Here is an 11,997-nt window from a genome sequence, read left to right on the forward strand (position 1 = left end):
GAGCCGACGAGGCCGATGACCTGGCCGATCCTCACGATCTCGCCGACCTTGACGTTGATCTCGGAGAGGTGGCCGTAGCGGGTCGACAGACCGTTGCCGTGATCGACCTCGACCATGCGGCCGTAACCACCGGACCAGCCGGCCGAGACCACCTTGCCGTTGGCGGTGACGCGCGCGGGATCGCCGGTCGCGGCGCGGAAGTCGAGACCGGTGTGCATCGCCGGCCGGCCGAGGAAAGGGTCGCTGCGCACGCCGAAGCCGGACGTGAATTCGACCTCGCCGACGACAGGCTTGCGATAGGGCACCTGCGCCAGCGTGCGATTGAGCCGGTCCAATTCGGCGCGGGTGACGTTGATGCGATAGAGCTGCTTCTCGAAGGGGCCGGCGTTCGCCGTGAGCTTCACCGGCACGAACGGACCGCCCATCGGCGCGCGCGGCACCGCGGCCTCGAGGCTGGCGAGGTTCAGGCCGAGGTCGCTGACAACGCCGCGCATCCGCCGCATCCGCGAATCCATGCCTTCCTCGACGGCGTTGAGCGCCGCGACCTGGCGGCGCTCAACCTGATCGAGCGCGTTCGTGAGCCGGACCAGGACATTGTCAAAACCCTGGTTCTTGGCGAATTGATTGACCGGCGGGGCGATCACGGCAGGTGCGCGCGATTCGAGCCGCGCCTCTCGGTCAGGCGGCGCCACGAAGATCACGGTGTCACTGATCGGCGACGGTTTGGGCGTGCCCTGGGTCGTCTGGTTCGCCTCGCCACGCTGCGGCGCCGCGCGGGGGATCGATCCAGTCACATCGGGCATGGCGCCGAGCGCCGTGGCCCGGGACTCCAGCGCCGTCTGGCGCTTCATGATCTGGTCGAGCTTCTGGTCGAACTGTTCCTGGTCGAGCAGTTGCCGGCTGGTGGCGCGATCGACCTTGGCGCGCAGCTCGGCGATGCGGTCTTCATAGGCGTACTGCATCTCGGCTTGGCGGGCGATCAGCCGTGTCAGCACGTCGTCGCGAAAAGCGAAATAGGTGGCGGTTGCCGCCGACCAGAGCCCGAGCAGAACGACGGTGCCGACCACGATCCAAAACACCACGGGCCCGAGGCGAACCTGCTTGCCGTGATGTTGGATGGTGTAGGCGTCGTCGGTATCGGAGAGGGGAATCGCTGCAGCTACTGCCGGAGCAGGGCGGCGGTGAAAGGACCGTCCGTGGTCGTGCGGATGATGCTGGGGGTACTGCGAATATTGGGCAGAACTTTTCGACATCGGCACTCCCGCGCCGGTCGGAACGGTTCCTTGCGGCTTAACTGCCGCGGCAATCTGGGCCAATCATGGTTAATTTTCCGGAAACGGGAGTGCTCGATTTTAGCGGGCTGGTTAAAGACTTCTTGCCGCAGCCAGCACCTCGTCGGCATGGCCGTCGACCCGCACATTGCGCCAGATCCTGGCCACTTTGCCGTCGCTCCCGATCAGCACCGTGGTGCGAAGAATCCCGAGGAAGGTCTTGCCATACATGGACTTTTCGCCCCAGGCGCCATAGGCCTGCAGCATCTCGTGGTGTTCGTCCGAGATCAGCGGGATGCCGAGACTGTGCTTGTCGCGGAATTTCTCCTGGGCCTTTAGCGGATCGGCCGAAATGCCCAGCACCGCGGTGCCGGCGGCCGCGAAGTCACCCTTGAGCCGCGTGAAGTCGATCGCCTCGCGGGTGCAGCCCGGCGTGTCGGCGCGGGGGTAGAAGAACAGGACAAGCTTCTGGTCGGCGTAATCCGACAGTGTGACGACGTTGCCACCGTCGCGAGGGAGGCGGAACGCCGGGGCCTTCTGGCCCTCGGCCAAAGCGGATTTGGCGCCGGGAGCCGTAGCCGCGGGCTTGGAGGCCTTTTCAGAAGATTTTAACAGTTTCGATGCGGCCTTATGCGATGCTGGCTTTGCGCCCGTCCTGGTTGATGTGCCGGCCGATACCGGCTGTGTCTTTGCGCTGCGCGTTTGAGTCGTTGCCCGCGTTTTCACGGGCTTCTTTTTAGCGGTCAAACTGCCGGAGGGCGTTTTGGACGATTTCTTTCGGGATTTCTTGGACATACGCCTTCCTTTCGTCGCTTTCGGCGGGTCAACCAAAGCGGTATTGCAGCTCTCGTCCGGTGTGCCGGATTCGCGCCCTCGGCTGGGCAATTTTGGCGGCGCCGGAGTATGGTTACAAGGAATTCCACGCACCACCCCACTGCTCGTTGAACGCGCTCCCGGGGCGAAATGACGAACAGCAGGAACATCAGAGGTATGGCGGCAATGCCGGGGCGGGGAGCGTCTATACCCGTCGATGGCTGCGGTCCCGGCGGCGCTCAATCCTACGACGGGCGCCTGTATCGAGAGGCAATGGCAAGGAATACGTCGCCCCAGGATCACACCCAGGATCACAATCGGGACTTCGATCGACACGCCGGCCATCACGAGCAGCCGGATTGGGACGAGGCCGACTGGGATCAGGACCAGGAGGAGGAGGCGGGCCACCGCGCACGCCGCCTGTTGTCCCGTTCCAACTCGCGCTTCCAGATCGGTAACGGCGCCTCGGCGTTTCGCCGGATACTGCCGAGCAGCCGCTGGCTTCGCCGGATGTCCGTCGTCCTCGGCTCCTTGATCGTCATCTTCGTCGGCTGCTTTGGCGCGCTGTGGTGGCGGCTTGGCGCCGGCCCCATCAATCTCGACATGGCGACGCCCTGGCTCGCCGCCGCAATCGAGGACAATATCGGCCACGGCAACACCGTGGAGGTCGGCGGCACCCAGATCGAACGGACCGGGCGCGTCGGGATCGCCGTGCGCATCCGCGACATCATCGTTCGTGATCATGACCATGCCATCGTCGCCAGCGCGCCGAAGGCCGAAGTGAGGCTGTCGGGAACAGCTCTTCTCACCGGTCGCCTGCGCGCCGAAAGCCTCAACCTGGTCGATGCCGAACTCGCGATCCGGATCGCGCCCGACGGCACCGTCACGGTCTCCGCCGGCGACACCGCCAAGCCGCTCGCGACCGGCGTCGCGTCCAAGAAGGAAGCGGGGCTGCCGCCGACCTTCCCCCGCAACGGCGTGCCGCCGCCGCCTTTCGGGATGGCGCCTGCAACGCCGGACGCATCCCAGGCCGCGCCCCAACCCGCCGCGCAAAGCGGCATTCTTCAGGGGCTCGACTGGCTCGACAGCCTGAGCATGACCGGCCTCGACGGCCAGAACCTCAACGAGATCGGTCTCAAGAACGGCAATCTGATCGTCGACGACCAGCAGCGCGGCGGCAAATGGACGTTTGAGAACATCACGCTCAGCCTGCGCCGGCCGAGCCAGGGCGGTGTGGCGCTCAGCCTCGGCGAAGAGGGCGCGCATCCGTGGTCGCTGCGCGCCACGATCGGACCCAGCGAGAATGGGGTGCGTTCGGTCGATATCCGCGCCGACAAGGTCTCGACCTCGAACATCCTGCTCGCGCTGCGCGTCAAGGACCTGACCTATACGGCCGACCTGCCGCTGACCGGCGAGCTGAAAGGCGAGCTCGGCCGCGACGGCGTGCCGACATTCTTCCGCGGCAAGGTCAGCATCGGCGCCGGCAACATCATCGACACCGACACGCCCGATTATCCGATGGCGATCGACCAGGCCGAGATCAACATCGAATGGGATGCCAATCGACGGGTGCTGGTCGCGCCGTTCAAGATCCTTTCGGGCGCGAACCGTCTGACGCTGCTGGCCCATCTCGAGCCGCCCAACGGCACCGTGAACGACTGGCAGCTCGGCTTCAGCGGCGGCTCGATCCTGCTCGGCGGCATCGACAACGAACCGCCGCTCGTCTTCAACCGCATCGCGATCGGCTTCCGCTTCGATACCGATCACAAGCGCATGCTGCTGACGCAGGCCGATATCAGCAACGGCGAGATCGGTGTCGCTGGCACTGGTGCGATCGACTATTCCGGCGAGCCGCGCCTGACGCTCGGCTTTGCGGGAACGCCGATGTCGGCCTCCGCATTGAAGCGGATGTGGCCGACGCTGGTGGTGCCCGAATTGCGCCAATGGGTGATCGAGCGGATCGAGCGCGGCACGCTCCAGCGCATCGAGGTCGGCGTCAACTCGCCGACACGTAACCTTCCGCGCAAGGGACCGCCGATTCCCGACGACGGCCTCTCGGTCAACATCGTGGCCAGCGGCGTTGCGGTCCGGCCCGTCGACGGCATGCCTGTCGTGCACGACGCTGACCTCAAGGCGCACGTGACCGGACGCACGGCCACGGTGAATATCGCCCAGGGCATTGCCGACACGCCCGCGGGCCGCAAGATCACGATCTCCGATTTCACCTTCGAGGTGCCTGACATGGCGCCAAAGCCGTCGCCCTCGCGGACGCGCTTCCGCGTCGAAGGTCCGGTGCCGGCGGCGGCCGAAATGCTGTCCAATGACCGGCTGAGCGATCTGTCGTCGACCGTCGTCGACCCCAACACCAGCAAGGGCACGTTCACGGCGAATATCCAGCTCGGCCTGCCGGTCAAGGGCGAGCTGACCAAGGCGGACACCACCTACGCCGTCACCGCCGATCTCAACGGCTTCAGCGCCGAAAAGCTGGTGATGAACCAGAAGCTCGAGGCCAACAATCTCAGGATCGTCGCCAACAACGGGGGGTACCAGGTCAAGGGCGACGTCAAGATCAACGGGCAGGCGGCCGCGCTCGATTATCGCAAGGCGACCGATGGCGATGCCGACGTCAAGCTGCAGACGACGCTGGATGATGCCAGCCGCGCACGCCTCGGCTTCGACCTCAGTCCTGCCGTCAGCGGCTCGGTGCCGGTCAAGGTTTCGGGCAAGATTGCCGGCAGTCCCGACGCAACGACCAAGCTCGGCATCGAGGCCGACCTCACCTCGGTCAAGCTCGACAACATCCTCCCAGGCTGGGTCAAGCTGCCGGGTAAGGCGAGCAAGGCCACGTTCAAGGTGGTGCCAACGGCGCAATCGACGCGGCTCGAGGACATCGTCATCGAGGGCGGCGGCGCCTCGATCAAGGGCTCGCTCGAAGTCGACTCCAACGGCGACCTCATGAATGCGAACTTCCCGGTCTACTCGCCATCCGACGGCGACAAGACGTCGCTCAAGGTGGAGCGCGGTCAGGACGGCGTGGTCAGGGGCACCATGCGCGGCGACGTGTTCGACGGCCGCGGCTTCCTGAAGTCGGCGATCTCGGGCACTTCCAAGGACGACAAGAGCAAGCTGAAGAACATCGACTTCGACATCGATGTGAAGCTTGGCACGGTCGCCGGGTTCAACGGCGAGACGATGCGCAGCGTCGACGCCAAGATGTCGAGGCGCGCCGGCGCGATCAAGGCGTTCACGCTGAGCGGCAGGATCGGCCAAAACACCCCTGTCGCAGCGGATCTGCGCGGCGGGCGCGCGCAAGGCAGCCGCGAGGTGATCTATCTGCAGACCAACGATGCGGGATCGCTGCTGAAGTTCACCGACACCTACACCAAGGCAGTCGGCGGCCAGATGGTGGTAGCGATGGAGCCGCCGACATCGGAGCCCAATACCTCACGCGAGGGCCTTATCAACGTGCGCGACTTCACGGTGAAGGGCGAGGCGCAGCTCGAGCGGGTTGCGGCTGGTTCGCCCAACGGGACCGGGAACGGCGTTTCCTTCAGTGCATTGCGCGCCGAGTTCACGCGGCAGAACGGCGCGCTCACGGTTCGTGACGGCGTCGTCAAGGGGCCGATGATCGGCGCTACGATCGAAGGCTCGATCGACTATCCCGGCAACCAGGTTTGCATGAGCGGGACCTTCGTGCCGATGTACGGGTTAAACAACATGTTCGGACAGATTCCGGTACTCGGGTTGTTCCTGGGTGGTGGCAACAACGAGGGACTGATCGGCGTGACCTACGAGGTGATCGGCACCCCGGCTGCGCCCGTGATGCGTGTCAATCCGATCTCGGCAATATTTCCCGGCGTGACTCGGAAGATCATGGAGTTCAATACCGGTAAGCAGAACTCGCCGTTCGACGATCAGCTGCCGTCGGCGCAGGCGGGCGACAGCCCGACGGGATCATCGCGGCCACTGTCGAGCGGTTGCAGCCTCGCGCGGCGTTAGAGCATGATCCGGAAAAGTGCGAAGCGGTTTTCCGAAAAAGATCATGCTCGAAAATGACCTAAAGCGCGATGACGATTCATCCTAATCTCATCGCGCTTTAGCGCGAAACCTGACTGCCGCAGCCTTGGCGCGATCAGCAATGAGCCGCTTCGTTCACCGCATCATCATGTTCGCGCTGCTCGTGGCAGTGCTGGTCCTGATCTGGAACGTGCTGGGCCCGCGATAAAAAAGCGGCGCCACGATTGTCGTGGGCGCCGCCTCTTTCATTGATCGAGGGCGCGTTAGCGTCGCGCGAAGGCGCCGCCGGTCGCCTCGCTCTCTTTGCCCAAGAGCGCATCGACGCTGACCACGCCGCCACCGGCGGCCGCGAGGTAGAGGCAAGCGAAGCAGAACAGAATCGCCGCGGTACCGCCGTTGAGCAGCGGCAGGAACACCGGCGGGCCTTCCTTCGAGATGTGGAAGACGTGACCGAGGAAATAGGCGAAGGCCATTTCACCGGAGAGGATGAAGGCCGAGAGGCGGGTGAACAGTCCGATCATCAGGGCTGCGCCAAGCACGAGCTCAATCAGGCCGGCCGTCCAGATCAGCGGCGGCGGATTGGCGAACATGGCCACCTGCGGGATGTGGAAGAGCTTGGTCATGCCATACTGGAACAACAGCAGTCCGGTGATGAAGCGAAACAGGCTCAAGAGAACCGGTTGATAGCGAGAGAGATAAGGAAAGTTCATTGGTTTGTGCCCTCCATCCAATGCTGCGACTAGGACCGCATTCGGTTCCGCCTCGCAAGCTGCGCCAGGTCAATTCACGCTGACATTTTCGTCATGTCGGACAAAACACCGCAGACTGTGGTTTCAGCCGCACGCTGTCTGCATTTTCTAAGCGTCTACGCGCAGTGCCGCCCGTAGTTCCCCGGTGGCACGAATGAGTGCAGGTTACCGTCGGGAAATCTAGCGCCGCAAGGCCGGCACAATCAGAAATGGAATCATCCCCAGCACGACGCTCGCAAGTGCGAAGGCGAGCAGCGCGTTGTAGCCATGGGTGGCGTCGTGGATCAGGCCGCCGCTCCAGGAGCCGAAGGCCGACCCGAGCCCGCTGCCGATCGAGATGGTGCCGTAGATGGTGCCGACCCGCTTGCCCTGGAAGATCCGCATCGCAGTCGCGCTGATCAGTGGGCCGCGCGAGCCCATCATGCTGCCGAAGCAGACGACGAAGCCGGTGAGCAGGAAGATGTTCGGCGAATACTGCAACAGCCAGAGCAGGATGATGCCGAGAATCGAGATCGCGTAGCTCAGCAGCACGGACGGCCGGCGCCCGATCAGGCCGTCAAGCGCGGAGACACCCAGCATGCCGAACACCAGCACGACGCCGGAGAAGCCCCAGGCGGTCGCGGCCTGCAGCGGCGGGAAGCCGGCGTCGATCAGATAGGCCACGATCTGGGCTGCGATCGCGTACATGCCGACGGCGGTGAAGAAGAAGGTCGAGAATAGCGCCCAGAAAGCGTGGTGGCGCATCGCGCCGAGGAGTGTCCAGCCGTTGTCGACGAAATCGGGATCGGTCCTCTTCACGACATGCGGCGAGCCCGCAGCGAACAGCCGCCACGGCAGCAGCAGCAGCGGCACCAGCAGCCCCAATGCAGCAAAGCCGAACAGCTGGTAGGTGTCGCGCCAGCCGATGTGATCGATCAGGAGCTGCGAAGCCGGCAACAGCGCCAGCACGCCGCCGCCCATCGCCGAATACACCACGGACATCGCGGTCGGCAGCCGTGGTCCAAACCAGCGGCCGAGCAGGATCGAGTTCGGCACGATGCCGATGAAGGCAACGCCAATGCCGACGCAGAGGCCGATCGAGAGCTGGAATTGCCAGAGATGCTGGGCATGCGCCGCGATCAGGAACGCCGCGCCGAGCAGCAGAAGTCCGAGCGCATAGACGATGCGTGGTCCCGAATGATCGAACAGCCGTCCGACGAAGGGGGCGGTGAGGCCGCTGGCGAGCCAGGTGAGGGAATAGACCGAAACGATCTGCGCGCGATCCCAGCCAAAACTCTCCGAGATCGGCTTGAGGAACACCGTAAAACTGTCGCCGAGCCCGCGCCCGAGGACGGCCAGCGTGAAGCAGAGCGCCAGCACGGTGAGTGCGATGCGCACGGCGCCTTCCGGCGCCGCCGCGACGCCACCCTCGCTCGCCTTCGCCGACCTTTCCTTGGGCGCCTTCTGATCCATTGCCATCAGGGAGCGCGCATCCGCGCGCCCTGACAAGCATCAAAAGCTCATACGCCTATGCAGGCCTGAGGAGGACGTGCTTCTTCTTGCCGAAGGACAGCTTGATCACGCCTTCAGGCGTCAGATGGCCTGCCGACAGTGTCATTTTCTCGTCGGTGACTGCGACGTCGTTGACGCGCAGGCCACCCCCCTTGATCTGGCGCCGCGCTTCGCCATTGGAAGCAACGAGCCCTGCCTTGACGAAGGCGTTGAGCACACCGAGGCCGGACTCCAGCTCACCACGCGGAATTTCCACCGTCGGCAGGCTTTCGGCGAGTGCGCCTTCCTCGAAGGTGCGGCGCGCGGTTTCGGCCGCTTTATTGGCGGCATCGCGGCCGTGCAGCAGCGCGGTCGCTTCGGTCGCGAGCACCTTCTTGGCCTCATTGATCTCGGAGCCGCCGAGCGCCTCGAGCTTCTTGATCTCGGCCATCGGCAGTGTCGTGAACAGCTTGAGGAATTTGCCGACGTCGGCATCCTCTGTGTTGCGCCAGTACTGCCAGAAGTCATAGGGCGAGAACTGGTCGGCGTTGAGCCACACCGCGCCTTGCGCGGTCTTGCCCATCTTGGCGCCCGACGCGGTGGTCAGCAGCGGAGTCGTCAACGCGAACAGCTGATGCGTGCCCATGCGGCGGCCGAGATCGACGCCCATGATGATGTTGCCCCACTGATCCGAGCCGCCCATCTGCAATTTGCATCCCGTCCGCTTGGCGAGCTCGACGAAGTCATAGGCCTGGCAGACCATGTAGTTGAACTCGATGAAGCTCATCTCCTGCTCGCGCTCGAGGCGCAGGCGCACGGAGTCCATGGTCAGCATGCGGTTGACCGAGAAATGCCGGCCGACGTCGCGCAGCATCTCGATCCAGTTGAGCCTGGTCAGCCACTCTGCATTGTCGAGCATGATGGCGTCGCTCTTGCCATCGCCGTATTTCAGCACCTTTGCGAATACGCCGCGGATCGATTCCTTGTTGGCCTCGATCTCGGCAATGGTGCGGATCGCGCGGGTTTCGTCCTTGCCGGAGGGATCGCCGACCATGGTGGTGCCGCCGCCCATCAGCGTGATCGGCTTGTTGCCGGACTGCTGCAGCCAGTGCAGCATCATCATGGTCAGGTAGTTGCCGATGTGCAGCGAGGGGGCGGTGCAATCGTAGCCGACATAGGCGGTCGCCTCGCCCTTGGCGGCGAGCGCGTCCAGCCCCCCGAAATCGGAGCATTGGTGGATGAATCCACGTTCCTGCAGGGTATTGAGGAAATCCGATTTAAATGCAGTCATCTGTCGGCATGCCCAACAATTCTTGGTTTACTGTTTTGGGAGCAATTTAAGGGTCTACCTGGGAACTCGATTGCTGCCCGCCACTTGGCGCTGTGGCATTATAAGATGTGCCCCTCTGGCACAAGATCGGCATGCCGGAGGGGATGTTTGAGGACGCTGATCCCATGATGCTGACGGCACTCGGTTTGATGAGCGGCACCTCGCTGGATGGGGTGGACGTCGCGCTGATCGAAACCGATGGAAGGCAGGTGAAGGCGTTCGGGCCCTCCGGCTACCGGCCCTACAATCCGGCAGAGCGCAATTTGCTGCGCCAGGCGCTGAGCGAGGCGGTGAACCTGTCGCAACGCGATGCCCGGCCGGGTATTCTGGCCCAGGCCGAGCGGCTGGTGACGCGCGCCCATGCCGAGGCGGTCGCCGCCTTCGTCGCGCAGAACCGGATGAGGCCTGAGGACATCGACATCGTCGGCTTCCACGGCCAGACCGTGCTGCACCGGCCCGAGAAGCGGCTGACGGTGCAGATCGGTGACGCGCCGGCGCTGGCCAAGGCCATCCATATCCCCGTCATGCACGACTTCCGTGCCGCCGACGTCGAGGCTGGCGGGCAGGGGGCGCCGCTCGTGCCGGTCTATCACCGGGCGCTGACGCAATCGCTGGCGCGCGAGGGGCCGATCGTCGTGGTCAATATCGGCGGTGTCTCCAACATCACCTATGTCGACGGCAACGACACGCTGATCGCCTGCGACACCGGGCCCGGCAACGCGCTGCTCGACGATTTCATGTACCGCATCATGAACCAGCCGTTCGATGCGGAGGGCAAGTTCGCGGCGCTCGGCAAGGCGGATGAAGCCTGGATCGCGCGCGCGCTGGAGCTGCCGTTCTTCACGCTGCCGCCGCCGAAATCGCTCGACCGCAACGATTTCGTGGCGTTGAAGCTTGGCGATGTGCTGCCTGCCGATGGTGCTGCGACGCTCACTGCCTTCACCGCTGCGGCGATCGCGCGGATCGTGCCGCTGCTGCCCAAGCCGCCGAAAAGCTGGATCGTTGCCGGTGGCGGTGCCCGCAACCTCACCATGCTCCGGATGCTGCGCGAGCGGCTGGNGCCCGCCACCGTCGAGGCCGCCGAGACGCTCGGCTGGGCATCTGATGCCATCGAAGCCCAGGCCTTCGGCTTCCTTGCCGCACGCGGCCTGAAGGGTCTGCCGCTGTCCTATCCGGCCACCACGGGCGTGCCGATGCCTATGACCGGCGGGGTGATCGCGCGGCCGTGAGATCACGGGTGATTGATGCAATAGCATCGATCTTGACGGATAAATGCAAGTGCATCTATATTGGATGCAGTTGCATCGAACCGTCGGGATCGCACCATGTCCGCCTCACTCAAGCTGATCAGCCACAAGCTTTGTCCTTACGTGCAGCGCGCGGTGATCGCGCTGAAAGAGAAGGGCGTGCCGTTCGAGCGGATCGACATCGATCTCGCCAACAAGCCCGAATGGTTCTTGAAGATATCGCCGCTCGGCAAGGTGCCGGTGCTGGTGGTGACGACGGACAAGGGCGAGGTCGCGCTGTTCGAGAGCAACGTGATCTGCGAATACATCGAGGAGACGCAAGGTGGCGCGAAGCTGCATCCGGCCGATCCGCTGAAACGCGCCGAGCACCGCGCCTGGATGGAGTTCGGCTCGGCGATCCTTGGCGACCTCTGGGGGCTGGAGACCACGACGGATCCCGCGACATTCGAGAGCAAGCGCCAGGCACTCGCCGCGAAATTCGCGCGTGTGGAAGCCGCGCTTGGCACAGGACCGTTCTTTGGCGGCGAAGCGTTTAGTCTGGTCGATGCGGTGTTCGCGCCGGTCTTCCGCTATTTCGATTTGTTCGACGAACTGACCGAGCACGGCATCTTCAACGATGTGCCGAAGGTGCGGGCGTGGCGAGCGGAGCTTGCAAAACGTCCAAGCGTAGGTGGTGCCGTCGGCGCGGACTATCCGCAATTGCTGCGGGCCTTCCTCGTTCGGCACGATGCCCATCTGCTCAAGCTCGCGGCCTGAGCACATGTCGCAATCTCTGGCCTGGCTGATGCTGGTGATCGCCAGCGCGCTCGATGTCGGCTGGGCGATCTCGATGAAGTACGCGGAAGGCTACACGCGCCTGGGCTGGAGCCTTGCTTCGCTCGTGCTGCTTGCGGCTTTTGTCTTTCTGCTCGGACGTGCCTTGAAGGTGCTCGAGGTCGGCGTCGCCTATTCGGTGTGGACCGGCATCGGCGCCGCCGGCACGTTCCTGATGGGCGTGGTGCTGTTCGGCGAGGCGCTCAGCGCGATGAAGCTTGTCGGTATCGTGCTGGTCCTGACGGGGATTGCCGCGCTCAAGCTCGCTTGAGCAGTGTCCCTGGCCC

Annotated in this window: 9 protein-coding genes and 1 pseudogene; 5 read left to right on the forward strand and 5 right to left on the reverse strand. The window is 64.3% G+C overall.

Annotated elements, in window-relative coordinates:
• Together AOQ71_RS09445 and AOQ71_RS09450 are read right to left on the reverse strand one after the other, a co-directional pair.
• A partial coding sequence (locus AOQ71_RS09445) for a M23 family metallopeptidase (RefSeq protein WP_205668212.1) occupies positions 1–1,253 on the reverse strand: 1,253 nt, incomplete at its 3' end.
• 111 nt (positions 1,254–1,364) lie between these two features.
• Positions 1,365–2,066, reverse strand: coding sequence for a peroxiredoxin family protein (locus AOQ71_RS09450; protein WP_083514084.1), 702 nt, complete (start codon positions 2,064–2,066; stop codon positions 1,365–1,367).
• Positions 2,067–2,270: 204 nt separating this feature from the next.
• On the opposite strand from AOQ71_RS09450, the gene AOQ71_RS09455 reads away from it, so the two are divergent.
• The gene (locus AOQ71_RS09455; RefSeq protein ID WP_057745036.1) at positions 2,271–6,083 is read left to right on the forward strand and encodes a YhdP family protein; all 3,813 of its coding nucleotides are present in this window, start codon (positions 2,271–2,273) and stop codon (positions 6,081–6,083) included.
• 281 nt (positions 6,084–6,364) lie between these two features.
• Here AOQ71_RS09455 and AOQ71_RS09460 read toward each other — a convergent pair whose 3' ends face one another.
• From AOQ71_RS09460 to tyrS, 3 genes are all read right to left on the reverse strand, one after another.
• Entirely contained in the window at positions 6,365–6,811 is a 447-nt protein-coding gene (locus tag AOQ71_RS09460; protein WP_057744948.1) for a DoxX family protein, read from the reverse strand.
• A gap of 219 nt (positions 6,812–7,030) precedes the next feature.
• Entirely contained in the window at positions 7,031–8,302 is a 1,272-nt protein-coding gene (locus tag AOQ71_RS09465) for an MFS transporter (RefSeq protein ID WP_057744951.1), read from the reverse strand.
• Positions 8,303–8,357: 55 nt separating this feature from the next.
• A complete protein-coding gene (gene tyrS, locus AOQ71_RS09470; RefSeq protein WP_057744954.1) occupies positions 8,358–9,611 on the reverse strand; it encodes a tyrosine--tRNA ligase in 1,254 nt (417 codons plus the stop codon).
• A gap of 164 nt (positions 9,612–9,775) precedes the next feature.
• Between tyrS and AOQ71_RS09475 the strand changes: the two genes are divergently transcribed.
• The 4 genes and pseudogenes from AOQ71_RS09475 to AOQ71_RS09485 all read left to right on the forward strand — a co-directional run.
• On the forward strand, positions 9,776–10,709 hold a 934-nt coding region (locus tag AOQ71_RS09475), incomplete at its 3' end, for an anhydro-N-acetylmuramic acid kinase (RefSeq protein ID WP_245316826.1).
• 1 nt (position 10,710) lies between these two features.
• Positions 10,711–10,879, forward strand: a pseudogene (locus AOQ71_RS47545) (anhydro-N-acetylmuramic acid kinase); the annotation flags it as partial.
• 96 nt (positions 10,880–10,975) lie between these two features.
• Positions 10,976–11,653, forward strand: coding sequence for a glutathione S-transferase family protein (locus AOQ71_RS09480; RefSeq protein WP_057744957.1), 678 nt, complete (start codon positions 10,976–10,978; stop codon positions 11,651–11,653).
• Positions 11,654–11,657: 4 nt separating this feature from the next.
• On the forward strand, positions 11,658–11,981 hold the full coding sequence (locus AOQ71_RS09485) for a DMT family transporter (RefSeq protein WP_057744960.1): 324 nt from the start codon (positions 11,658–11,660) through the stop codon (positions 11,979–11,981).
• The last annotated feature ends 16 nt before the right edge of the window (positions 11,982–11,997 follow it).

The organism is Bradyrhizobium manausense, from assembly GCF_001440035.1.
Classification (GTDB): domain Bacteria; phylum Pseudomonadota; class Alphaproteobacteria; order Rhizobiales; family Xanthobacteraceae; genus Bradyrhizobium; species Bradyrhizobium manausense.

Excerpts from the sequence above, each read along its gene's own strand:
- AOQ71_RS09480 (WP_057744957.1), top strand. The coding sequence starts at position 10,976 with ATGTCCGCCTCACTCAAGCTGATCAGCCACAAGCTTTGTCCTTACGTG.
- AOQ71_RS09455 (WP_057745036.1), top strand. The coding sequence starts at position 2,271 with ATGCCGGGGCGGGGAGCGTCTATACCCGTCGATGGCTGCGGTCCCGGC.
- AOQ71_RS09450 (WP_083514084.1), bottom strand. The coding sequence starts at position 2,066 with ATGTCCAAGAAATCCCGAAAGAAATCGTCCAAAACGCCCTCCGGCAGT.
- AOQ71_RS09485 (WP_057744960.1), top strand. The coding sequence starts at position 11,658 with ATGTCGCAATCTCTGGCCTGGCTGATGCTGGTGATCGCCAGCGCGCTC.
- tyrS (WP_057744954.1), bottom strand. The coding sequence starts at position 9,611 with ATGACTGCATTTAAATCGGATTTCCTCAATACCCTGCAGGAACGTGGA.
- AOQ71_RS09465 (WP_057744951.1), bottom strand. The coding sequence starts at position 8,302 with ATGGATCAGAAGGCGCCCAAGGAAAGGTCGGCGAAGGCGAGCGAGGGT.
- AOQ71_RS09460 (WP_057744948.1), bottom strand. The coding sequence starts at position 6,811 with ATGAACTTTCCTTATCTCTCTCGCTATCAACCGGTTCTCTTGAGCCTG.